At 61.4% G+C, this 23158-nt stretch carries 20 protein-coding genes and 2 pseudogenes; 19 read left to right on the top strand and 3 right to left on the bottom strand.

The features are described from left to right. Positions 1-86: 86 nt before the first annotated feature. From Q0072_RS18030 to Q0072_RS18020, 3 genes are all read left to right on the top strand, one after another. The gene (locus Q0072_RS18030) at positions 87-995 is read left to right on the top strand and encodes a hypothetical protein (protein ID WP_298332939.1); all 909 of its coding nucleotides are present in this window, start codon (positions 87-89) and stop codon (positions 993-995) included. 90 nt (positions 996-1085) lie between these two features. Further along, positions 1086-1880: a hypothetical protein gene (locus Q0072_RS18025; protein WP_298332938.1), complete on the top strand. Its 795-nt coding sequence runs from the start codon at positions 1086-1088 to the stop codon at positions 1878-1880. 64 nt (positions 1881-1944) lie between these two features. Beyond that, positions 1945-4710: a glycosyltransferase gene (locus Q0072_RS18020; protein ID WP_298332937.1), complete on the top strand. Its 2766-nt coding sequence runs from the start codon at positions 1945-1947 to the stop codon at positions 4708-4710. Here the strand turns inward: Q0072_RS18020 and Q0072_RS18015 are convergent. Beyond that, on the bottom strand, positions 4704-5687 hold the full coding sequence (locus Q0072_RS18015; protein WP_298332936.1) for a rhamnan synthesis F family protein: 984 nt from the start codon (positions 5685-5687) through the stop codon (positions 4704-4706). The two genes, Q0072_RS18020 and Q0072_RS18015, sit on opposite strands and share 7 nt — an antisense overlap. 269 nt (positions 5688-5956) lie before the next feature. On the opposite strand from Q0072_RS18015, the gene Q0072_RS18010 reads away from it, so the two are divergent. The 13 genes and pseudogenes from Q0072_RS18010 (at position 5957) to Q0072_RS17950 (ending at position 18850) form a co-directional block, all read left to right on the top strand. After that, positions 5957-6817: an ABC transporter permease gene (locus Q0072_RS18010; RefSeq protein ID WP_298332935.1), complete on the top strand. Its 861-nt coding sequence runs from the start codon at positions 5957-5959 to the stop codon at positions 6815-6817. 4 nt (positions 6818-6821) lie between these two features. Then, complete coding sequence (locus Q0072_RS18005) at positions 6822-7571, top strand: ABC transporter ATP-binding protein (protein WP_298332934.1); 750 nt, start codon at positions 6822-6824, stop codon at positions 7569-7571. 55 nt (positions 7572-7626) lie between these two features. Then, positions 7627-9852 (top strand): glycosyltransferase, encoded by a 2226-nt coding sequence (locus tag Q0072_RS18000; protein ID WP_298332933.1) that lies wholly within the window; start codon positions 7627-7629, stop codon positions 9850-9852. Next, positions 9849-11018, top strand: coding sequence for a glycosyltransferase family 2 protein (locus Q0072_RS17995; protein ID WP_298332932.1), 1170 nt, complete (start codon positions 9849-9851; stop codon positions 11016-11018). The genes Q0072_RS18000 and Q0072_RS17995 overlap by 4 nt, the downstream gene beginning before the upstream one ends. A gap of 141 nt (positions 11019-11159) precedes the next feature. After that, positions 11160-13400, top strand: coding sequence for a peptidase domain-containing ABC transporter (locus Q0072_RS17990; RefSeq protein ID WP_298332931.1), 2241 nt, complete (start codon positions 11160-11162; stop codon positions 13398-13400). Then, positions 13366-14730: an HlyD family type I secretion periplasmic adaptor subunit gene (locus Q0072_RS17985; RefSeq protein ID WP_298332930.1), complete on the top strand. Its 1365-nt coding sequence runs from the start codon at positions 13366-13368 to the stop codon at positions 14728-14730. The genes Q0072_RS17990 and Q0072_RS17985 overlap by 35 nt, the downstream gene beginning before the upstream one ends. A 168-nt stretch (positions 14731-14898) precedes the next feature. Then, positions 14899-15727, top strand: a pseudogene (gene cysD, locus Q0072_RS17980) (sulfate adenylyltransferase subunit CysD); the annotation flags it as partial. A 36-nt stretch (positions 15728-15763) separates the two neighbouring features. Further along, positions 15764-16284 (top strand): annotated as a pseudogene (gene cysC, locus Q0072_RS17975) (adenylyl-sulfate kinase); the annotation flags it as partial. 244 nt (positions 16285-16528) lie between these two features. After that, positions 16529-16948: an NAD-dependent epimerase/dehydratase family protein gene (locus Q0072_RS17970; protein ID WP_366941851.1), complete on the top strand. Its 420-nt coding sequence runs from the start codon at positions 16529-16531 to the stop codon at positions 16946-16948. Then, complete coding sequence (locus Q0072_RS17965; RefSeq protein ID WP_298332929.1) at positions 16912-17241, top strand: hypothetical protein; 330 nt, start codon at positions 16912-16914, stop codon at positions 17239-17241. The genes Q0072_RS17970 and Q0072_RS17965 overlap by 37 nt, the downstream gene beginning before the upstream one ends. 164 nt (positions 17242-17405) lie before the next feature. After that, positions 17406-17663 (top strand): hypothetical protein, encoded by a 258-nt coding sequence (locus Q0072_RS17960; protein ID WP_298332928.1) that lies wholly within the window; start codon positions 17406-17408, stop codon positions 17661-17663. Positions 17664-17768: 105 nt separating this feature from the next. Then, positions 17769-18464 (top strand): ParA family protein, encoded by a 696-nt coding sequence (locus Q0072_RS17955; RefSeq protein WP_298332927.1) that lies wholly within the window; start codon positions 17769-17771, stop codon positions 18462-18464. Between the two features lie 14 nt (positions 18465-18478). Next, positions 18479-18850: a stability/partitioning determinant gene (locus Q0072_RS17950; protein WP_298332926.1), complete on the top strand. Its 372-nt coding sequence runs from the start codon at positions 18479-18481 to the stop codon at positions 18848-18850. Positions 18851-18930: 80 nt separating this feature from the next. On the opposite strand, the gene Q0072_RS17945 is transcribed toward Q0072_RS17950, so the two are convergent. After that, positions 18931-19746, bottom strand: coding sequence for a metallophosphoesterase family protein (locus Q0072_RS17945; RefSeq protein WP_298332925.1), 816 nt, complete (start codon positions 19744-19746; stop codon positions 18931-18933). Between the two features lie 96 nt (positions 19747-19842). On the opposite strand from Q0072_RS17945, the gene Q0072_RS17940 reads away from it, so the two are divergent. Continuing rightward, positions 19843-20484, top strand: a complete 642-nt coding sequence (locus Q0072_RS17940) for a polysaccharide biosynthesis/export family protein (protein WP_298332924.1) — start codon at positions 19843-19845, stop codon at positions 20482-20484. A 233-nt stretch (positions 20485-20717) separates the two neighbouring features. On the opposite strand, the gene Q0072_RS17935 is transcribed toward Q0072_RS17940, so the two are convergent. Next, positions 20718-21803, bottom strand: a complete 1086-nt coding sequence (locus Q0072_RS17935; protein ID WP_298332923.1) for a hypothetical protein — start codon at positions 21801-21803, stop codon at positions 20718-20720. Positions 21804-21987: 184 nt separating this feature from the next. Between Q0072_RS17935 and Q0072_RS17930 the strand changes: the two genes are divergently transcribed. Together Q0072_RS17930 and Q0072_RS17925 are read left to right on the top strand one after the other, a co-directional pair. After that, positions 21988-22710 (top strand): FkbM family methyltransferase, encoded by a 723-nt coding sequence (locus Q0072_RS17930; RefSeq protein ID WP_298332922.1) that lies wholly within the window; start codon positions 21988-21990, stop codon positions 22708-22710. Continuing rightward, positions 22707-23158, top strand: a 452-nt coding sequence (locus Q0072_RS17925; RefSeq protein WP_298332921.1) for an oligosaccharide flippase family protein, incomplete at its 3' end; no start/stop codon positions are given. The genes Q0072_RS17930 and Q0072_RS17925, both read left to right, overlap by 4 nt.

Here is a 23158-nt window from a genome sequence, read left to right as displayed (position 1 = left end):
GAGTTTGTATCCTAAATGGCTGGGCACTCTGCCCTGAAGTTCTGTTCCGGGTAGCCGGATTTAAGAGATAAGCACGGGGGTTGGTGATGGCAACGATATCTGGCGGTCAAACGATTGCGACAGTGGGTACGACCGCAGAAGAGAATAATCAGCTTAGCAATCTGCTGCAGACGACCTTCTCCAACGTGACCTCTATCACGAGCACGGAAGTCGTCCCGACGAGCGCCAACACCGTCACCCTCCCCACACCCACCCTGCTTGGTACCTTCGAGGCTACCAGCATTGTCACTCAGGCGGTTTCCGCGTCGTCCGCCGGTGGCGTGGCTGTTGTCAATACAGATAAAAGCGGTTCAAGCAGCGGTAACAGCCTCACCAATTTGATTGTCGATAGTAATGCGGGTGCCGTTATCTTCTCCGGCTCCGGCAATGCCAACACGGTGACGGGCATGGTCCTTCCGACGGGCGGCACGACCAGCCTGATCGTCGGCAATGCCGGTTCTCAGATCGTTGACGGCAGCCGGTCAACGGTGAATACAAGCATCTTCACCGGTACCGGTAATGACACGGTCGTTACTGGCAGCGGCAGTGACTCAATCAAAATTGGTGGTGATGGCATCGCCAACGGCGGTGGCGGTGCGGATACGCTGATTGGCGGCACGGGCACGGCGACCCTGGGCGGTGGCTTGGGCGCCGACAGCATCGTGGCCGCCACGGGCGGCGGCGTTATCATCGGTGAGGTCGGCAACGACAGCTTGGTCGCCGGTGCTGGCAAGGATGTGTTCATCTATCGCACAGGTGACGGTAACGACGCCATCACTGGCTTCAACCCGGCTGCCGATACGCTGGCCCTCGCCATCTCTGGCGTTGATCTCACCAGCATCATCAGCAACGCAACCGTGTCGGGTGGCAACACCATCATCACCATGCCGGACGGTTCGACCATCACGCTGGCCGGCGTCACGGGGATCAATGTCAACTGGTTCACCATCAAGTAAGTGCGCTTGATGATCGGATGATGGAGATGGCGGACTTTTGTCCGCCATTTCTTTTTGTTACGTTCACTTCTCTTTGATCAGGCCCAGGCCATGATGGACATGTCGATGACAAACAGTCTGGCACCGGTTCAGGACCGTGCTTCAGGGTCGGACCGGTTCCGGTCATCGGCACAGGTTCTTCCTCTGCCCGAGGGGCTTTATCTGGCCTCCGTAAAACCTTCGGGACAGCCGCTCCGCATCGTGAATGGTGTCGGCTTTCCGGCCGTGCAGATTTCCTCAATTCCGCAGCCGGGCACCCTGGCGCCTGCCTTCCTGACTAAGGGGGAACTGGCCCCTGTCGTCTGGCTGAGCGGTGTGGAAGAGGCTGTGATCACCGTCCCGGCCGGCGCCTCCCCCCTGCTGATCACCAATTATCTCTATGGGTCGGAATTGCAGAAATGCCCGGACCTGGAGATCAAGCGGCTGAACCGTGTTTCCACCGTTCCGGCGGTGGGGCTGAATATCCATGTCCATATCCAGCAATTGGGCGAACGGGCCTTCAACGCCGGCGAATGGGCCGCCTCGGACGAGCCTTTCTGGATCGAGGCGCTGCGGGTGGAGGCTACCCCGACCGTGGGCCAGCTTCTGCAATATCATGTTCCTGGCGCCAGCTCCTCTGATGGACATTGGACCCCCGTACCCGGCCGTCTGGGTACCCCTGGTGGACCTCCGCTGGCCGGGATCGCCTTCCGGCTGCTGTCCCCCCTGGCGAACAGCCACCGTGTCGTCTATGCGGCGCGGTTCCTGCGCCATGGCGAAATCACGGGGACCGATGGTGAACCCTGCCGGTCGCCGCAGGCACAGGATCCGATGATCGCTGTCCGGGTTGCCATTGTCCCGCGCTGAGCCCCGCACTGACGATTCTCAACCCTCTCCCGATCCGGCTTCCGCGCTATCGGGTCGGCTTTTGTTGCGGTCCCAGTTTTTCAAGGCGCTGGCAGATCGGGATCATGAACGGGCCATATTGCTGGCCATCCGTCTGGCACGGCTGGAACCGGTGCATCCCGATGACCTGGCCGTTGCGGCCACGGCCTGGCATCTGCGTGGTGACCGTCAACAAACAATGGCCCTGCTGTTAGAGGCGTTGCGTCTGGATCCGTTGCATGGCGTGGCGGCAAAGGGGTTGGCGGCGCAAGGCCCGCCCCTGTCCGCCGACATCATGCGGGCCTTGTTATGGCATGCTGAAACCGATCCGGATGCAGCACAGGCCCTGATTAAGCATGCGCTGTCGGCTGGCCAACCCTTGGCCTATGTGACGGGCAGGTGCATCCACTGCGTGGTACCGCCCGGCACCTGGGAACTGAGCGTGCGCTGGCGACAAATAGTGCTGGTGCAATCCCGGATGGCGGCGTCTGATCAGGCCCGGCTGGTCGCGCTGCCGATCCCGGATGGCTTGCGCGGGATTGTCGATCCGGTCGTGTCGGCAAACGGTGTAGACTTGGCATCGGGCCCGATTGATGCGTCATGGTTGTCGGCCCCGCGTCTGACCGCCCTTGTCGAACCCGGTGATAAGGCCCGCTGGATGGTGCAGGCGATGGACCTTGCCTGTCCGTCCCGGCCTGTCGCCCTGCTGTTGCGGGACGGGGACCGGGTGCTGTCGCGGCATATCATCTCCCCTCGCCCCACGGGTGGTCCCGCGCTGGGCGCTGTGGCGACCAAGGTCGCGGATGTGCCTGCCCTTGCCATTGATCCGCCCGCGGATGCCGTTTGCCCTGGCCTGTTCTTTGAACTGACGGGGGAACCAGTCACGGTTAGCAGGGTCGCCGGCCCCGATGATGGCATTGTCGATGTTGTGGTGCCGGTCTATGGCGACCTTGAGGCGACAAAGGCCTGTTTCAACGCCCTGCTGACCCGTTCCCCCGGAACAGCCATGCGGGTCGTGGCCATTGATGATGCCAGCCCTGACGAGCGGATCAGCAGGCTTCTGGATGGGCTGGCCGCCGCCGGAAAACTTGTCCTGATCCGTAATCCCGGCAATCTGGGCTTCGTGCGGTCGGTCAATATCGGCATGGCCCGACATCCGGGGCGCGATGTCGTGCTGCTGAATGCAGATACTGTGGTCAGTGACGGCTGGCTGGGTCGGCTACGGGCCGCCGCATACCAGGCGGCGGACACCGGCACCGTCACGCCCTGGTCGAACGATGCCACCATCTGTTCCTATCCGGCTGCCAATGCGCCAACCGCCCTGGCGGGCGTCGATATCGATGCGCTGAACCGGCTGGCAGGCGAATGTCTGGCCGGGCAGACGCTGGACATTCCGACGGCGGTCGGCTTCTGCATGTATATAAGGCGGGACTGTCTGGCACAGGTCGGCTGGTTCGACGCCGACGCCTTCGGCACCGGCTATGGCGAAGAGAATGATTTCTGCTTACGGGCCGCCGCCACCGGCTGGATGCACCGTATGGCCCTGGACGTGTTCGTCGGCCATGTGGGCAGCGCCTCCTTCAGCACGGCCAAGCAGGCCCGGATCGATGCCGCCCTGGCTGTCCTGGAACAGCGCTACCCAGGATATCAGGCTGATATCCACGCCTTTATTGCTGCCGATCCCCTGCGTCTGGCGCGCCGGCGGCTGGATTTGGCGCAGCTGGAGGGCCAAGGGTCCCCGCGCCCGGCCCTGATCATCTGTGCGCGGTTGGGCGGGGGAACGGATCGCTTTATCGACCGGCTGGTTGAGGACAGGGGCAATGGCGGACAGGATGTGCTGATCCTGCGCCCTGAGCAGCCGGAGGCCGGGCGTCCGACGCTGCGACTGGAGGCCCCGGATGCGCCGCATCTGACCAATCTGATTTATGACGCCGGGACGGAACTGGACGCTTTGCGGGCTGATCTGCGGCACCTGGGCGTGACCGGTGCTGAACTGCATCATCCCGCACAATTGTCGGGCGATTTATTGTCGCGGCTGGCCGGCTGGTTCCCCTACCGGGCCCATATCCATGATTTTGGCTGGATATGCCCTCGCATCAACCTGCTGGATGGCGATTGGAACTATTGTGGGGAGCCGGAGACGGCCATGTGTGAGACCTGTGTCGCAACACATGGCGATCTGCTGGGTATCGACCGGTCGGTGACCGCTTGGCGCGACCTGACACAACAGATATTGCAAGGGGCCGTAGCCGTCGGCTGCTCCAGCCACGATACGGCCAACCGCATGCGGCGCTATGTGCCCGCAGCCCACTTCCAGATCGCCCCTGCCGAACCGTCCCTCCCCATCCCCCCGTCCCCCGCCTTGCCGGTCCGGCGGCCGGGGGAGGCGCTGCGTATCGTGGTTCCCGGCGCCATCGGGCCGCCCAAGGGCTATGGGCTGCTGCTGGATTGCGCACGCGATGCGGCGGAACGGGATCTGCCGCTGCGGTTCCTGATTCTGGGCTACAGCGTGGATGACGACGCGCTGGCGGATACCGGCCGGGCCTTCATCACAGGCCGTTACAAGGAGGACGAGGTTCCCGCACTTCTCGCGGAGCTGCGCCCGCATGCGGCCCTGCTGCCCTCTGTCTGGCCAGAGACCTGGTGCTATGCGCTGAGCCATGTGATGGCGGCCGGCTTGCCCGTGGCGGCCTTCGACCTGGGGGCCCAGGCGGAAAGGCTGCGCATGGCCGGTGGCGGCCTGCTGCTGCCGGCAGGCCTGCCAGCGAAAGTCCTGAATGACGCCCTGCTGGCAGCCTTCCCGCCTCAGTAAACGCGGTTGCGCATTGAATATTCCAGATGCTTCACGATCAGGCGCGCATCATAGGATGACACATCCTTCAGCAAGGTTTCCCAGTACTGGAGGTAGGGGATGCCCACGGGATTGCGCTGGAGGAGATCGCGTTTGATGAAGGGACAGCGGCTTGTCACCAGCAGTTCATCCCAGAAGAAATGCGTCTGGTTCAGGGCCACACCCTCGCGCAGGAAACGGCCGATCATCTCCAGATAGCGATAGCGGATGGGATCATCCTTGGGGTCGGTCTTGTCCAGATAGGTCTCAATCGGGCCAGAGACGCGGGCAACCATGGCACGATAGGGATAAAGCGCCTGACACCGCAGACCGTATTTCATCAAGTACTGCGTCAGCCCGATCTCCCCATACCGGATGACCCATTCCTTGCGCCGGAAATAGGGCAGCCAGCGCCAGAATCGGCGGAAGGCCGGATCCTGGAGAGCCCGGGGATGGAACAGCACGAAATAGCTCTGCAGATGGAAAAGGCGCGACCAGCAGTCGGTGATGCCCCAGACATCTGCCGCGGCGGGATCGGCATTGCCGATGATCTCGCCCAGATCCTGCACAGGACCATAGATGCTGTCATTGGTGACCAGCAGCATCTCCAGGCCGTTCACATCGGGGATCTGGGCGATGCCATCCTTGAAGGCCCCAAAATCATAGCCGACATTGGCGCGCCACAATATCCGCGCCACCAGGGGCGACAAACGCTCCACACTGGCCTTGGGGAAACGGGGGGAATTGCTGGTAAAGACGATGGTAAAACCAGCGCGCTGCAACTCACTTAGATAATGCAGGACATAATCATGGACCACGCCGCGCTTGTCGAAGTGATTGAAAACCGCCACTCGCCTTGCGCCGGATAGAGTGCTCTCTCCATCCCACTTGCGGCGAATGTAATTCGGCTTAAAGATGTACAACATGTAGGCGCGGATAAAATCGAATAAATCGACCATCTCCTCGTAAAGCCATCTTATCTTATTTCGCAGTCTCATGGCTATTCTATCTGGATTAGGCTGATCGCCATTACTTTGGCTTCTGATAACCGAAGATGGGTTACCACATAAGGAATTGATTTAGTATACGGGTTTCGGAAGGACTGACCAAACAAAACCAACCTTGCCGGTGCGGAACATGGCAGACAGGGTTTCGATCAACATTTGAGGCTGGCACCCGTTACGATATATCTGCGGCCCGAACCTCGGAAATGAGAAGTATGTTCGTCATGTCAGATCGCCAACCGGAGACGGCTGCGGCCCGTACCGACCGGCTTGAAGAATTCCGGGCGGATGGATCGCCCTCCTTCGCCCTGGCATTCGCCGATATTGGACGCGGGCTGGCCTGCTGGCGGATCTGGCTGACCCTGGCCGCCAGCGATATCCGCCAGAAATACCGGGGTTCACTGCTGGGTCCGCTCTGGGTGACGATCAGCATGCTGGCCTTCACCGTGGGCATCGGTGTCGTTTACGCCAATCTTTTCAATGTCGATGTCCATGCCTTCCTGCCGCATGTCGCCGTCGGCATGGTGGCCTGGACCCTGATCACGGGCCTGATCAACGAAAACTGCACAGCCCTGACAGAGGCCGAGGGCTATCTGAAACAGATCCGCCTGCCCCTGACCCTGTTCGTCTGCCGGGTCGTTGCCCGCAATCTGCTGGTGCTGCTGCACCATGCCCTGATCGTCGTGGCGGTCCTGCTGTGGTTTGGCGTGCCGGTCTCGCTGCTGGATGTGGGGCTGGCCTTGCTGGCTCTGGCGCTGCTGGCCCTGTCCGGCTATGGCTGGGGCCTGGCACTGGCCTGCATCTGCATGCGGTTCCGCGATGTGTCCCAGATCGTGGCCACCATCATCACGGGCGCCTTCTTCATCACGCCGGTCCTGTGGAAGGGCAGCTTCCTGGCGGAAGGGCATCCGGCCCTGCTGTTGAACCCGTTCTATTATCTGCTGGAAATCCTGCGCCAGCCGCTGACCACCGGCCACAGCGATCCCATGCACTGGCTGGTATCGGGGCTGATCGCGCTCTCCGGCCTGCTGGCAGGCCTGCTGACCTTCCGGGCGGCCCGCCCGCGCATCACCTACTGGACGTGACCCGATGAGTGTCGAAATCCGCCTTGAGGATGTCAGTGTCCGTTTCCAGATTTTCGGGCTGCATGGACGGTCCCTGAAGAAGACAGCTCTCAACCTGTCGACGGGCGGGCGCATCGGGCGCGAGCCGGGGGCGCGGGTCCATATCGATGCGCTGGCGGGCGTCAATCTGCACCTGCAGGAAGGCGACCGCGTCGCCCTGGTCGGGCATAATGGGGCCGGGAAAAGCACCTTGCTGCGCACCATGGCCGGCATCTACGAACCGACGGGGGGCCGGGTCCATGTCCGGGGCCGGGTTTCCCCCATGTTCGACCTGATGGTCGGCATCAATCCTGAGGCGACGGGACGCGAGAATGTGCGGCTGCGCGGCCTGCTGCTGGGCATGAGTGCGGCAGAGGTCGATGCCTATGCAGGAGAGATCAGCGCTTTCTCCGGTCTGGGCAGCTATCTGGACCTGCCGGTGAAAATCTATTCCTCGGGCATGCTGCTGCGGTTGATGTTCGCGGTGACGACGGCCATCTCCCCGCAGATCCTGCTGCTGGATGAATGGATCACGGCGGGGGACAGCGCCTTCATGGAGCGGGCCGAACAGCGGGTCAACGGCCTGATCGACCGTTCCGCCCTCATGGTGATCGCCACCCATAACCGGGTCCTGGTGGAGAGATTGTGCAACAAGGTGGCTGTGCTGGAGCAGGGCCGCGTCGTGGATTTCGGCCCCCTGACGCCCCACCTGCTGGACCGCGCCATGGCGGCATGATCGCTGCCTGCATCAACGCAGATATGGGTATGGTTTGCCCATTGCGGCCATGGCCGTGTATAGGCACCTTCTCAGCAATCATCCGGACAGGGGCGTCGGAAAGATGCGGGTGATCGGCTATCTGGAAACATACACCGACAATGTGCTTGTCGGATGGGCCTATAATTCCGCGGAGCCGGGGCGCCGCCTTCTGTTGAGCGTAGAAGTACAAGGCCAGCCAGTGGCGGCTGGTGTGGCCAATCTGGACAGGCAAGATGTGGCCCAAGGCGGGCATGGCGACGGTCGGTGCGGCTTCCGCATCCCCCTCCATCTTGAGGTCGGTCAGCCCTTCCTGGTGCGTGAAGCATCCAGCGGCAGCATCCTGTTCACACAAGACGACCTGCCCGCACCGGACGAGACGGCACTGGCCAGTGATGCCTCCCTGATCCGGGGCAATGTCGATACGGTACTGGGGACGAACATCAAAGGCTGGTGTTGGCACCCGCATGCCCCCGACCGGGCCGTGCGCGTACGTGCGCTGGTCGATGGACAGGAAGTCTCTGCCACGGATGCGGATGAAAGGCGCGGCGATCTCATCAATGCCGGCATCGGCAATGGAAACCATGCTTTTTCCCTGCCTATGCCCTTCTGGATGCTGGATGGCGTCACCCGTGAGGTGACCGTGGTCGCAGGGGATTACGGCCCCCTGCCCGGCAGCCCTGTCAGCTTCGTTGGCCTCACCGAGGGGGCGCGGCCCTTGTTGAGCAGGCTGTTGGCCATCCCGGAGGGGGATGAGACGTCGCGGCAAGGGGTGGGGTTGCTGCTCGACTGCTATCTGCGCCATGTCGAAACCCTGCTGCCCCGCTCCGTCGGGTTTGCCTATTACGCCGACTGGTACCGGGCGCAGGCGGGAGAGGTTTCACTGGCTGATTGGCCGGCGGACCTGCCTGAACGGGCCCTGCGCCTGAAGGCGCCTGATGGCGGTTCCTATCTTCTGTGCGTCGATGAAGGCGCCATCCCCTTCGCCAATGCCGCACAGCGGCTGCTGTCCCTGGCTGTGGAGACGGGGGCGGACATCGTCTATGCCGACATGCAGGTGACGCGTGACGGCAAACCCTTTCCCTGGTTCCGGCCGACCTGGAGTCCTGACCTGGCGTTGGCACAGGATTACATACGGGGCGTCACGCTGATCCGGGAAGAGGTCCTGGCCCGCCAGGGCCAGCGGCGGACCCTGGCGGGCATGCGCTATGGGGCCATGCTGTCGACCGATTCGGCCCGCATCGTGCGGTTGCCAGAGGTTCTGGGCAGCCTGGAACGCCCGCCGGCGGAGGCCGTCAGCAACGATATCGCCCAACTGATCGCGGCATGCCTGTCCGGCAGGGCAGAGGTGGAGATCATTAATCCACGACAGGGGCTGCGGCGTATCCGTTGGCGGCTGCCTGCCAATCCCCCCCGCATCAGCCTGATCATCCCCACCCGCGACCGGCTGGAACTATTGCGTACAGCCGTGGACAGTATCCGGCAGCGTACCCAGTACCCGAACTATGAAATCCTGATCATCGACAATCAGAGCGAACAGTCAGAGACGCTAGCTTGGCTGGAGGCTGGAAAGCAGCAGGGACATTTCCGTGTCCTCCCCTATGACGCGCCCTTCAATTATGCCGACATGAACAACCTTGCGGCGGCCCAGGCCGACGGGGACATTTTGGGCTTCATCAATAATGATGTGGAACTGATCACGCCGGATTGGCTGGAAACCGCCATCGGCCTGCTCTCGCGGCCCGAGGTTGGGGCCGTCGGCGCGCGTCTGCGCTTTGGCAATGGCATGCTTCAGCATGGTGGCGTCATCGTCGGGACGGGCGGACTGGCCGAAAACGCCTTCCAGCATGTCGGCGTGGCGGATGAGGGCTATTTCTACCGCACGCAGGTGGCCGGCAATTACAGTGCCGTCACAGCCGCCTGCCTGTTCATCCGCCAAGCTGATTTCCAGGCATTGGGCGGCTTCGACGCGGACAATCTGCCCGTCGCCTTCAACGATGTCGATCTCTGCCTGCGCCTGCGCGAACGCGGACATAACATCGTCTGGACCCCCCATATAGACCTGTACCATTATGAGAGCGTCAGCCGGGGCCGCGACGATACGCCTGACAAACGGGCCAGGGCCATGAAAGAGGAATTGTATATGCGCCGCCGCTGGTCACATGTCGCCCTGGCCGATCCGTATTACAGCCCCAACCTAAACCTTGATGGTGTTCCCTTTACCGGTTTGGCTCTGCCGCCCCGTCAGGCGTGGGGGCGATGATGTCTGTACAAGGACATTTCGACTGTATTGGTGGCCGGGCCATCTGTGGCTGGGCCTGGAATCCGTCTAATCCGGATGAACGGGTTGAGGTTCGTGTCCTGTTCAATGGAGAACCCATAGCCAGCGGCCTAGCAGCGACGCACCGCCCTGACCTCCAGGCTGCCGGCATCGGTTCAGGGAACCATGCCTTTTTTGTCTCCCTGCCCGACAGCCATTTGGATGGTCGTGCAGGGGAGCTGATCGTACAGGTCCCTGACGGCACCCCGCTGGCAGGTACTCCGGCCCGCTTGACATTACCTAATCTCCGTTTCCGTCCACTGGAGCCGCTGGAAGCGGCTCCAGCGATCACACTGTCGGTCTGTGCGATCGTCAAGAATGAAGGGCCTTATCTGCTGGAATGGCTGGCATATCACCGGCTTGTCGGGGTCGAGCATTTTGTGATCTTCGACAATGGCAGCACGGACGGAAGCAGTGAATTGCTGGCCAAACTGGCAAGGGCGGGCATTGTGGATTATGTCCCCTGGCCGGACATACCGGGTGTGGCCGTCCAAAGGCCGGCCTACATCGCGGGCTTGGCCCGCCTAGCTGAGCGCAGCCACTGGGTTGCCTTCATTGACGCCGATGAATTCCTGAACCCGCTGCGGGGTGAGACGGTTCCGGAAATCTTGAAGGATTATGAAGCGGCAGCAGGGCTCATGGTGCCTTGGCGGCTGTTCGGCTCCAACGGCCATCAGGACAGAGCCGACGAATTGGTGGTAAGCCGCTTCACCCGCCGCGCGCATGCCCCGGATTCCCGCAACAATCTGGTCAAGACGATTGTCCAAGCGCGCGCCGTCCTTCGTCCTGATATCCACACGACCCAGCTTGCACAAGGTTGTCTTGTGGATGAGTTCTGGCAGTTGGGGGGTAGCCAAGGCCATCCGGACAATCACGCCGTACCAGGTGCCAAGCGTTTGGTCCTCAACCATTATTTCACAAAATCCAGAGCGGAATGGCATCATAAGCGTAACCGGGGACAAGCGACCGAACAGGTTGGATCAACAGCATGGCGGCGACCGGACGATCATTTTGCCGCACATGATGTCAATGATATTGAGGACCTTGGCCTTGCTAGCCGCGCTGCGGCCATCCGAGAAGAGATGGAACGGTTGCAGGCTCTACTGTAGGAAAGTCGCTAGCGGCTCAGGCATTCCTCTTTGGATAGAGGCGAGCATCGTCAGGCTTGACTTACTCTTACCGGAACGGCCAATTTCGCGCTGCACTCAAAACCTCATCAGGATGAGTTGCGGCTTCTTAGAAGGGACAGCATGGTACACGCGGAGGTGAATACGGAGGAGAATGCTGGCCCTCCGTCACACACGATGCTTGAGGCTCTGTGTTTCATCGCCCGCCACCACGGCCTGCATCTGTCTCAAGAACAGTTGATCCGGCAATTCGCCCGTAGCAACGGCGAAGTATCAGCAGCCAGCATCGTAGCGGCTGCGGATCAAAACGGGCTGAAAGCACAGCGGACCCACCTGCGCTTCGAACATCTGCTGCGCCTAGGCCGGGCCGTCCCGGCTTTGCTGCGCATGAAAGACGGTACGGCGCAGGTTCTCATAAATACACATGTGCAATCGTCCCCGCCCGTTGTCTTGCTGCGCCACCCGACCGATGGTTCACAGCCGCAACCGTATGATCTCGTCAGTCTTTCGGAAATCTGGGCTGGCGAAGCGGTTCTGTTCAAGCGCAAACACGGCACCAGCCAAGCCGACGAGGATTTCAGCATCGGGTGGCTGATCCGGCAACTGGCCAAGGACAAGCGGATTTTCCGCGATGTCGGATTCTCCGCGTTGGCCATGTCGTTCTTCGCCCTTGTGCCGCCCTTGCTTTATTTTCTGGTCGTTAACCGCGTGCTGGTCCATCAGCGCATGTCGACCCTGTTCGTATTGGCGGTCGGGGTCGGCTTTGTCGTGATCTTCGATGCGATCTTCGGCTATCTGCGGCGCTGGTTGGTCGCCGAGGGCACGGCGCGCATCGATGCCCGCCTCGGTACCTATATTTTCGATAGGCTGGTCGGCCTTCCCATTGAGGTATTCGAACGGCAGCCCACGGGCATGATCAGCTTCAAGATCGGGGAAGCCAACCGCATCCGTGCCTTCCTGACCGGTCAGGTATTTTCTACTTTGCTGGACAGCGCAGTACTGGTCGTGCTGCTGCCGGTGATGTTCTACATGCACGCGCCCCTGACCTTCTTCGTCCTGGGCGTGGCGCTGATCATGTTCCTGGTCATCCTGGTATTCCTGCCGGCCGTGGGCCGGGCCTATGGCCGTATGGTCAGGGCCGAGCAGATGAAGGGATCGCTACTGATCGAGACCGTGCATGGCATGCGTACGATCAAGACACTGGCTCTGGAGGGTCGGCGCCGTCAGCAATGGGACGACGCCGCGTCAGAGGCTGTGAAGGCCCACCGGGACATGCAGTTCCTGGTGAACATGCCCCAGACCTTATTGCAGCCCCTGGAAAAGCTGATCTATTCCGGTTCGCTGCTACTTGGCTGCTATCTGGCGCTCAGTAGCCAGGATGGGGCGGTGGCTGTCGGCGCTTTGATCGCCTTCACCATGCTGGCGGGTCGTGTGACACAGCCCATCGTACAGATCGCCGGTCTGCTTCAGAGCGTTCAGGAGATACGTGGCGCCTTGAGCCAGGTATCGTCGCTGGTCAATATCCCAGCCGAAGATACACGCTCAACCCATGGATTGCGCCCGCGCTTTGCGGGGGCCGTGCTCTTTGATGAGGTGCGTTTCCGTTATCCCGGCGCTCAATCCTATGCCCTGGACCGTGTCAGCTTCGCATTGCCGGCAGGCAGCGTCACCGGCATCATGGGACGCAGCGGGTCGGGCAAGACCACGGTTACCCGCATGTTGCAGGGTCTGCATCAGGATTATGATGGCCTGATCAAGATCGATGGCACCGATCTGCGTCAGATGGACCTGACGCATCTGCGGGCCAATCTGGGGGTCGTGCTGCAGGATAATTTCCTGTTCTCCGGCACCATCCGCGAGAATATCGGCATCGCACGGCCCGACGCGACTTTCGAGGAAATCATCCAGGCCGCACGGATGGCTGGTGCAGAGGAGTTCATTGAGCGCCTGCCTGCCGGCTATGACACGGTCCTGTCGGAAGGTGCCAGCAACCTGTCGGGCGGGCAGCGCCAGCGGCTGGCAATCGCCCGCGCCCTGCTGGTGGATCCCCCCATCCTGATCCTGGACGAAGCCACCAGCGCCCTTGACCCGGAAAGCGAAAGCATCGTCAACAACAACCTTCGCTACATTGCCGAAGGCAGAACAATGGTGGTGATTTCCCACCGGCTTGCCTCGTTGGTCGATTGCGACCAGATCATCGTCATGGAGCGCGGTCAGGTCTACGATATCGGCACCCATGACGAGTTGGTCGTGCGCTGCCCGATCTACCGCCATCTCTGGTTCCAGCAGAACCGTCACCAGTCCCCGCCGCCCCCCGGAGCAACCAGCAATGAACGGTCGATCCCTGGTCCTGCGGCCGAGTAGCCGCTACGACAACGCCGACCAGTCGATCAATGATTTCCAGTCCCATATGGCGGAAATCACGGGCGCTCCGTACCCTGCCCGCGTCCGGATGACGGTGCATACGTTGTTCGCCATGATCGTCCTGGCGATTACTCTTTCCTGTGTCGTGGAGATCGATCGCGTCGTGTCGGCCCCTGGCCGGCTGGTATCGAGAACGCCGACCCTGCTGGTTCAGCCCCTGGAATCCTCGGTGCTGCGGGAAGTGCTGGTACGGCCCGGACAGACGGTCGCCAAGGACGACCTGCTGGTCATCCTGGACCCGACCATTTCAAGCGCCGATGTCTCCCAGCTCAGCTCTTCGCGTGAAGCGCTGAAGGCCCAGGTCGCCCGCTTGCAGGCCGAACAGACGGGCACACCATTTGCCAAGCCTGCGGACGGCGACAAGGCGGGGCAGACCGAATATGCCATCTGGAAGGCCCGGCAGGCGGAGCGGGAATCCCGGATTGCTGTATTCGACCAGCGTATGCAGGCCGTCAATGGTCAGATCGCCAGCGGCCTGCGCGACGCCGAGCATTACCGGTCCCGCCTGAAAGTCAGCAGCGAAATTGAACAGATGCGCTCAGACTTGGCCCGCAAGGAAGTCGGCAGCCGGCTCAACGTCCTGATCGCCCAGGACAGCAAAGCCGAGATTTCCCGCAACCTGTCCAACAGCGAGCAACAGGTCATCACCTCGCGTCATGAGCTGCAGAGCATCACGGCGGAGCGCGAGGCCTATATCCAGGAATGGCAATCCCTCCTGACCAAGGAACTGGCCACGAAACAGACCGAGTTGAATGCGGTCGAGGAGGAACTGTCCAAGGCGCAGTTCCGGCGTGATCTGGTGGAACTGCGCGCGGCGGCCGATGCAACGGTGGTCAGTGTCGCCGATGTCGGTACTGGTTCCGTTGTACCTTCGGGTGAGGTGCTGGTCAGCCTGATGCCGACCAATGCCACACTTGAGGTGGAGGCGGAGGTTGCCGGCATGGATCAAGGCTTCGTCAAGGTCGGGGATGAGGTTCAGGTCAAGCTCAACGCCTATGAATTCACCCGCTTCGGCACTGTGAAGGCAGAAGTCAGGGCCATCAGCGAAAACAGTTTCACGACACGCGATGACGGTTCCGCTGCGACGGAACGCTTCTACCGGGTACGGGCAGAAATCAAGTCTGTCGACTTGAAAAATGTACCGGGCGATATCCGTCTGGTCCCTGGCATGCCGTTGCAGGCGGACATTGTCGTTGGCAGCCGCCCCATCATCGCCAATCTGGCAGATCGGGTCCTGAGCAACACGATGGAAGGGCTGCGTGAGCCCTGATCAGGCGCTGATGCCTGTAACAGGCAGCGGATTGCTGCGTTTGTAAGACTTGTGAGAGGGGCGGGCCTAGCTGCCGGCCCCTGTACCATTCGGGCATTGCCGTTGTGTTTGTCTTCAGACGAATGACTGCCGTGCTCCAAGATCGCTCATACCTGTGTCTGGGACAGAATGAGCAGCATGACCCATCTTGATCAGCTGGAAGCGGAGGGGATCCCATCATCCGAGAGGTGGTGGCCCAGTTCCGCAAGCCGGTGATGCTCTATTCCATCGGGAAGGACAGCGCCGTGATGCTGCATCTGACACTGAAAACCTTTTATCCAGGCCGCCTGCCCTTGCTCCTGCTACACGTCGATACGGGCTGGAAGTTCCGGGAGATGATCGGCTTCCGCGACAAGATCGCGGCTGACCTGGGGCTGGAACGACTGGTCCATACCAATCCCAATGGCGTCGCCCAGGGGGGGGCCGATCAGCCATGGATCGGCTGTGCATACCGACATCATGAGAACACAAGGATTGAAGTAAACACTCGATCATTTCGGTTTCGGTATAGCCTTTGGCGGCGTGCGGCGTGACGAGGAACGTAGCCGCACCAAGGAGCAGGTGCTTTCATTCCGGTATCGAAATCATAGTGCCCCCCTGCAACCAGCGCCTGGCACTCTGGAATCTGTATAATGGGCGCATCGGCAAGGGCGAAAGCATCCGGGCTTTCCCCCTGTCTAACGGGACCGAGCAGGATGTCTGGGCCTATATCGCGCGTGAGGCCATTCCCATCGTGCCGCTCTATTTCGCCAAGCCGCGTCCCGTCGTGTGGCGGGACGGTACCTAGATCATGGTGGATGATCACCGCCTGCCCCTGCTGCCGGGGGAAGTGCCGGAGATGAGGAAGGTGCGGTTCCGCACCCTTGGCTGCTATCCGCTGACCGGCGCCATCGACAGCCAGGACGACACGCTGGAGGCCATCATCGACAAGCTGACGCGGGATAGCGAACGCCATGGCACGACAGGGCGGGGCAACCTGGAGCTGGCGCTGCTGGTTAACGGCCTGCCAGGGGCCGGGAAATCCACCATCGCGAATCTGGTCGAACAAAGGCTGCATGCAACAGGCTGCGGGACGATGAGCCTGGATGGCGAGAATGTCCACCATGGCCTGTGCCGGGATCTGGGGTTCACACCTGCCGACCGGGTGGAGAATATCCGACGCGTCGCCCATGTCGCGCAACTGATGGCCGAAGCCGGCCTGATCGTGCTGGTCAGCCTGATCAGCCCCTTCCGTGCCGCCCCCGAGATGGCGCGGTCCCTGTGGCCGCCCGGTGAGTTCCTGGAGATCTTTGTCGATACCCCGCTGGATATCTGCGAGGCACGCGACGTGAAGGGGCTGTACCGCAAAAGGCGCGCTCCGGCACCCTGCCCAACTTCACAGGTATCGGCAGCCCTTACGAGCCCCCGACGGAACCTGATCTGCGCCTCGACACCGGTGCCGGGGCTGCGGCATCCCTGGCTGATGCGGTTGTGCGTCATCTGGCCCAAACCGGCATCATTCCATCCATGGAGTAATGCCAACGGTCATAATTTATGACCGTTGGTACGGCGGTGACGACCGCCGCGCCGTCCATGCGGCGTAGCCAAGGGCGCGGATGCGCCCGCCGGCGACTGAGGGGCACGAATGGCGGCGCAGGAGTTGGCGTCAATATGATATCAGATAGCTTTCAGATATCATATTGACGCCAACTCCTTGCCATCCCCCGCCGGATCGCTCATAGCCTCCATTCCAATGCACCCGGCGATGTAGGAACATGCCATACCGATCCTGGTCACCGGCGCTGTCGGCTTCATCGGACACCATACCTGTCAGGCGCTGCTGGACCTTCTCACGCCCCATCCCGGCTTCCGCTTCCAGAACCTGGACATTGCCGACCGCGACGGCATGACGGAACTGGTCAGGGCACATCCGGAAATCACGGGCGTCATCCATCTGGCGGCCCAGGCCGGGGTGCGCCATTCGCTGATCGATCCCTACACCTATATCCAGACCAACCTGATGGGGCAGGTGGTGATGCTAGAGGCGGCGCGTCTGCTGCCGGGCCTCCAGCATTTCGTCTATGCCAGCTCATCCTCCGTCTATGGTGCCGATGCTGTTCGCCGAAGCCATTCTGGAAGGAAGGCCCATCCGGGTGTTCAACCATGGCGACATGGCCCGCGACTTCACCTTTGTCGATAACATCCTGGCCGGGCGTGCTGGCCACGCCCGGCCAGGATGTGGTGCCGCACCGCGTCTATAATCTGGGCAATCACCGACCCGAACCGCTGCTGCGTTTCATCGGTCCGATCGAACAGGCCCTGGGCCGCAAGGCCGAGATGGTGCTGGAACCGATCCAGCCGGGCGATGTCGCCGCGACCTGCGCCGATATCGCAGCCAGCAGCCAGGACCTGAACTATCACCCCCGCACCAGCCTGGATGAGGGCATTCCCCGCTTCATCGACTGGTTCAAGGCCTATCGCGGGGTAGCTTAGGGGCTATCTGCTATCATGATAGCTATATGATATCTTTTTGCTTCTAAATTGATTGCCATGATTTGGTTGGGAGCGGTCCGACGGGTACGGGCCTGAGAGGCGGGGCAAAGCTTCACTCGATCCGTACGATCAGCCGAACCAGACTGGCGACGTCCGTCCTGGACGTGATCATCGCCCCACAGCAGGCGCTCGTCACCCGTTACGCCATCCTGAAGGGTCTGCTGCGGATTTATCAGGATGCCGCCGGTCCTAAGCTGTTCCGCAAGGAGCCGCTTGGGAACGTCCATGTGGAGAGGGTGATCAGCAATCTGATCGCGACCAAGGTGGTGGTTCCCGATCCTGACCACTCTGCATCACAAAAGCCACCTACCCTGATGGAAATCAGAATGCTATCTAAATGCTATCAAATAGCATTTAGATAGCATTCTGATTTATCATGCATCACCTATCAGGCAGGATGCTTGATATTCCCCTGTTAGTAGCCAATTGCTATCATATAGATAGCACCTGAGTTAATGGACCGGCCCATGCCCACCATCGTCTTCGCCAGCCCCAAGGGTGGGGCCGGTAAATCCACCTCCGCGGTTCTGCTGGCCACGGCCCTGGCTGGGCAGGGGGCCAGCGTCACCATCATTGATGCCGACCCGAACAAGCCGGTTTCCCGCTGGGCGCGGCTGCCCGGCAAGCCCGCCAATCTGACGGTGCTGGCCGATGTCACCGAAGAAACGGTGACCGACGCCATTGATGAGGCGGCGCAGCGTACCGCCTTCGTCATCGTCGATCTGGAAGGTACAGCCTCCATGATGGTCGGTTACGCCATGAGCCGGGCCGATCTGGTGGTCATCCCCAGCCAGGGATCGCAACTGGATGCTGGCGAGGCGGTGAAGGCCATCCGGCTGGTGCGCAGCCAGGAACGCGCTTTCCGCCGGGACATCCCGTTTGCCGTGCTGTTCACCCGGACCAGTGCGGCCATCCGCCCACGCTCCCTGCAAAGCATCGCGGCAGAGTTCGCCGATAACGAGGTCCCTGTTTTCGAGACGCAGCTGCATGAGCGCGACGCCTTCCGCGCCATCTTTGCCTTTGGCGGCACGCTGGCCGACCTGGACCCGGCCCAGGTCACCAATATCAAGGCCGCCAGTGCCAATGCCCTGGCCTTCGCGGCTGAAGTGGTGGCCGTGCTGAAGGGCGGCATGAAGGCGACCGTGGACGGACCCCGGCACTGACAGGAGTGACAAAGATGACCAAAGCCCGCGCCAGCATTTTCGGGGAAGGGGAGGAGGGGCTGGACCTGTCCGGCTTCGCGCCCAAGGCCGCCCGTGATATCCAGGCCCCACCCGCCGACGCCATCCGCGCCGTATCGGAAGCAGCCCGCTTTCCCAGCCGGGAGGCAAAGCCCGCTCCGGCCCCCACCGCCCCGCCACCGCCCGCACGACGCGAACAGCGTCGGCACCGCACGGGCCGGAATGTGCAGTTCAATATCCGTGCCCGACAGGAAACCATCGATAGCTTCCTGGCCATTGCCGACCGTGAAGGCTGGGTCCTGGGTGAGGTGCTGGAAAATGCCGTGGCCGCGCTGGAGCGGGAATTGGCAGCATCCAGGGTCTGTTGAGATTCATTTCAATGGGTTGTCCAAAGATGCCTTTGAATCTCAACGGCCCCGGAAGCGTAAAATATTAAGGCTCAGGCCTGTTAGCTGCTCCCCCGCTGGCCAACCTGCAGCAAGCGCCGGTCTTTTCCGGATAAGGCCAGAGCGGTCAGCACGCCTGTGGCATAGGCGCCGGTATCAATCGCAATGCGGTTGCCCGTCACAACCGGGACATCAACGATCGTATGTCCATGCACGATGGCATAATCCGAACTGAAGGGCCGATCCACAAACCCGTCGCGAATCCAGAGCAGATCGTCGGGCTGTTGCGCGGCCAGCGATATGCCGGGCCGGATGCCCGCATGGACAAAGACATAATCCCCGATAATGCTCATCAGTTTGGTATGGCGAAGGAAGGCCAGATGGGTTGTCGGCAGCCGCTCCGCCAGTTCCTGCGCCAACCCCATCAGCCGCGCCGGGTCCGAGAGCCCTGGAGAAGCCCGAACCCCATAGCTTGACAGGGTCTCGATCCCCCCGAAGCGTAGCCATGCCTGGGCTTCAACCGGCGTGATCAGGAAATCCAGCAAAGCCTGCTCATGATTACCGCGCAGGAAATGGACGGACGCTTCCGGGAAGGGATCGCTGGTCAGGATATCCAGTACCTGTCGGCTGTCCGGCCCACGATCCAGATAATCCCCCAGGAAAATGAGCGAGACGGCTGCCCTTTGGGCGTGATTGTCGGCATCGATCCGCAATTTGACCAGCAATTTCCGTAGCAGGTCCGCTTCCCCATGGATATCGCCGATGGCATAGACAAGCTGACCCTCCGGTATCAGGAATGTCCTCTCCACCCCGTCTGCCATGGGCGAATGCTGACGGAACCTTGCCGCCAGGGCGTTCCAGATCTTTCTTGCCGCCATGGGCTCTCTCCTTGCGGTGCCTGATGCCGGTTGGCACCTTGCAATACGCTATCTTACCGGGCTAGTAGCAAAGCCGAGGGGAGCCATCTGCTATATATGGCTTCATCCAATGATCGCGGTCAGGAGAAAATACGGATGTTCTGGAATTGCAAGATGCAGAAATTCCTGAAGCTCGTTGCGGCATTTGGGCTGTGCCTGACCGTTGCGGCCTGCAGCAGCAGCAGCAACCGTGCGGCACCCACGGAATTCGCGCCGAAAACCATCGTCAATCCGGCCGAGGGCTATCGGCTGGAAGCAGGTAACACCGTGCGTGTGCAAGTTTTCAGCCAGGAAAACCTTTCTGGTGACGTCACTGTCGATCCAACCGGAAATCTGACCCTGCCGCTGATCGGCAATGTCCGTGCGGCCGGCCTTACAGCCAATGAGCTGGCACAGCGAATCGAGAAAAGCCTGATTGAGAAGAATCTTCTGCAATCACCTAGCGTATCGGTCGAGGTCCAGACCTTCAGGCCTTTCTACGTGCTGGGCGAAGTTCGCCAACCAGGGGAATTTCCTTACACGATCGGGCTGACCGTCCTGAGTGCGATTGCCCGGGCCGGTGGGTATGATTACCGGGCCCTTGAAAATGATGTCGTCCTGGTCCGTGTGATCAATGGTCAGCAGCAGGAATTGCGTGCCGATGAACTGACCCCGATCCTGCCGGGTGACATTGTCCGTGTCCGGGAGCGCCGTTTCTGATGCGCTCGACGGCCATGGAGGGAATATGCTTCATGGCCGTCTGCTCATCAAACCTTGCTGCCCAGCCTGTTGCCCTTCGCTGACAGCATCAATGAAAAGCCCCGGAAGCAGATGCTTCCGGGGCTTTTCATTGATTGGGGCTTATTCCACCTGACCGCACGCCCGCTCTGCTTTCAGTTTACCAAACGCCAACGCTGTCTGGGATCAACCCAAACAGACCCGTACCGTCAATCTCAGGTCGGGCTGCCTGTCAGGATCGGCGTCTCTTCCACCGGTTGGTTCGTGGGCGCGGTGGGGGTGGTGGGGGTGGTCTGCTGCTGCGTTGTGGCCTGCGGCTGCTGGGCGGTCTGGGTTGCCTGGGGCGTGGTGGTCGTCGTCGTCGCAGGCCTGGCCAGAATCTGGTTGATCTGGGCCGGATTGCTGGAATTCGACTGGGTAAGGGTCGTGTTATTGCTGGCAGCCGTCAATGTTGAGACAACCGTTGTGGTTGCCTGGGGCGCTGCGGCCTGGACTGTGGGCTGCGAAACGGCGGTATAGGCAGAGGCCATGACTTGGATCGCGGCACTCGGCGCGGCCTGATAGACTGCGGGATTGCTGACGATCTGGGTGACGTTGACCGCAACACTGGCAACTGTCTGAGGAGCCACACGGGCGGCTTCCGGCTGCACAATGATGCGCGCCGCTGTGGTGGCAACCTGGGAAACCTGCGAAGGGGCTGCCTGGGCGGTAGACGTGGATGATACGGACTGCACAGCCTGTGCGGCCAGCTGTACAGCAGCGGCGGGATTGGTCTGCACAATGCGCTCCGCCGTGCTGACGGCGGCTGTGGCCACTGTCGCCAGAACCGTGGCGTTCTGGGAGGCCTGGGCCACAGAAAGCGTCGCGGTTGCCAGCGAACTGGCAGCGGTGGAATTGGCGGCGATCGCCGTCGGATTGACGAAGATACGGGCCGCCGTCGTCACGACAGCTTCCGTCTGCTGTGGCGCGCTGGTCTGTACACCCGTATTGCGCACAACCTCCACGGCGGCAGCGGCAGCGGCAATCGCAGCCTGCGGATTGGTCGCCAGCAACTGCTCTGCGGCGCGGATAACGGCACCGGACAGAACGCCGGCCTGCTGGGCATTACCCGCCGAAAGTGTCTGGATGGCCTGCTGGATGGCAGGTGTGTTACCCGTCTGGACAGCGGCACGAAGGGCCGGGGGCAAACTGCTGACCGCCTGGGTGCTCTGCTGGGCCATAGCCTGCTGAACCGGCGTAAAGGCCATGCCGAGGGTCATGGCGGCACCGGCGAACAGAGCGGCGCGAATGGACCGGGTCATCGGATACATGGATACCCTCGTCTAGTGCAGGCCAGCAGTACAAAAGCCGGCCAAATGATGAAACAGTTGCTATTTTTCTACCTTAGTTATAATCGCCACCCTATGCAACCATGGGCACCAGATAACCAAGGCTGGCGCTATCATTTTATCGTGCGGGCACAGGCGGCTAGCGATGGGTCTATTCATGGCTTTCTGCCGGCGAGCCGCAAAACTGGCCAGATTGCTGCGCTACGGCACCTTTCGGGCCGGCCTGTGCCATAGGGTGGCGGCATCCCTGGAGAACATGCCGGTCATGCGTTCACTTCAGGTGCGCGCGGTGATTGATGCGGGCGCGAATATCGGACAGTTCTCCCTGCTGATGCGGCATCTGCATCCCGACGCCGTCATTCATGCCTTCCAACCGTTCCCATCCGCTGCCGCTGTCTTTTCCCGGCTGTTCGCCGCCGATGCGTCCACCCATCTTTATCGCCATGCCCTGGGCGCGGTATCTGGAACAGCCGATCTGCATGTATCGCGCCGTCCCGACAGTTCCTCGCTTCTGCCGATTGGCGAGAACCAGACGGTTTTCGCCCCCGGCACGGAGGAGGCGGGAGTGGTTGCGGTGCCAGTACGGCGCCTTGATGAAGTGCTGAACAGCCTGCCCCGCCCATCCCTGCTGAAGATCGATGTGCAGGGCGGTGAACTGGCCCTGTTGGAGGGGGCGGAGCGTCTGTCACCCTGGCTGGATCATGTCTATGTCGAGTTGTCATTCAGGCAGTTCTATCAGGGGCAGCCCCTGGCCGACGAGACCATCGATCATCTGCGCAGACGGGGCTGCCGCTTGGCCGGGATCGGCGGTACGGCACGTGACGCGCAGGGCCTGATCGTTCAAACTGACCTGTTGTTCAGCCGCCTGACAAGCCAATGAAGGCGGCGGCAACGATTCTGAAGGCGGTCCCAGCCCTGTTTGCCATTCAGGGGCTGCAATATCTGATACCGCTGCTCACCATCCCCTTCCTGATGCGTGTGCTGGGGCTGGATCGCTGGGGGCAGGTGGCCCTGCTGATCACCTTTGGACAGCTCGTCCTGATCCTGCTGGATTATGGGCTGCATCTGTCGGCAACCCAGGCGGCTGCACGGCGTGCTGGAGACAGCAGGGCCCTGGCGGCGCTGTTTGGGGCCGTCACCATGGCCAAGCTGATCGTCGCGGCAGCCGGCCTGCCCTTTATCCTGCTGGCGGCCGGCCTGATCGAGCATGTTGGCAATGACCCGCAGTTGCTGGCCTGGGCGCTGGCAGCCGTGCTGATCCAGGCGCATGACCCGCTCTGGTACTTTCTGGCTACCAACCAGACGAATCGGATCGCTATGTTGACGGT

This window comes from Asticcacaulis sp., assembly GCF_027484505.1.
Taxonomy (GTDB): Bacteria; Pseudomonadota; Alphaproteobacteria; order Caulobacterales; family Caulobacteraceae; genus Asticcacaulis.
Note: the sequence above shows the minus strand (reverse complement) of the source record. Positions and strands in the feature narration are given on the sequence as shown.

Coding starts and splice junctions, on each gene's coding strand:
- Q0072_RS17930 (WP_298332922.1), top strand. CDS start 21,988: ATGGCTTTCTGCCGGCGAGCCGCAAAACTGGCCAGATTGCTGCGCTAC.
- Q0072_RS18030 (WP_298332939.1), top strand. CDS start 87: ATGGCAACGATATCTGGCGGTCAAACGATTGCGACAGTGGGTACGACC.
- Q0072_RS17990 (WP_298332931.1), top strand. CDS start 11,160: ATGGTACACGCGGAGGTGAATACGGAGGAGAATGCTGGCCCTCCGTCA.
- Q0072_RS17955 (WP_298332927.1), top strand. CDS start 17,769: ATGCCCACCATCGTCTTCGCCAGCCCCAAGGGTGGGGCCGGTAAATCC.
- Q0072_RS17945 (WP_298332925.1), bottom strand. CDS start 19,746: ATGGCGGCAAGAAAGATCTGGAACGCCCTGGCGGCAAGGTTCCGTCAG.
- Q0072_RS18005 (WP_298332934.1), top strand. CDS start 6,822: ATGAGTGTCGAAATCCGCCTTGAGGATGTCAGTGTCCGTTTCCAGATT.
- Q0072_RS17950 (WP_298332926.1), top strand. CDS start 18,479: ATGACCAAAGCCCGCGCCAGCATTTTCGGGGAAGGGGAGGAGGGGCTG.
- Q0072_RS18010 (WP_298332935.1), top strand. CDS start 5,957: ATGTCAGATCGCCAACCGGAGACGGCTGCGGCCCGTACCGACCGGCTT.
- Q0072_RS18015 (WP_298332936.1), bottom strand. CDS start 5,687: ATGGTCGATTTATTCGATTTTATCCGCGCCTACATGTTGTACATCTTT.
- Q0072_RS17940 (WP_298332924.1), top strand. CDS start 19,843: ATGGCTTCATCCAATGATCGCGGTCAGGAGAAAATACGGATGTTCTGG.
- Q0072_RS18025 (WP_298332938.1), top strand. CDS start 1,086: ATGATGGACATGTCGATGACAAACAGTCTGGCACCGGTTCAGGACCGT.
- Q0072_RS17985 (WP_298332930.1), top strand. CDS start 13,366: ATGAACGGTCGATCCCTGGTCCTGCGGCCGAGTAGCCGCTACGACAAC.
- Q0072_RS17995 (WP_298332932.1), top strand. CDS start 9,849: ATGATGTCTGTACAAGGACATTTCGACTGTATTGGTGGCCGGGCCATC.
- Q0072_RS17935 (WP_298332923.1), bottom strand. CDS start 21,803: ATGACCCGGTCCATTCGCGCCGCTCTGTTCGCCGGTGCCGCCATGACC.
- Q0072_RS17965 (WP_298332929.1), top strand. CDS start 16,912: ATGGCGACATGGCCCGCGACTTCACCTTTGTCGATAACATCCTGGCCG.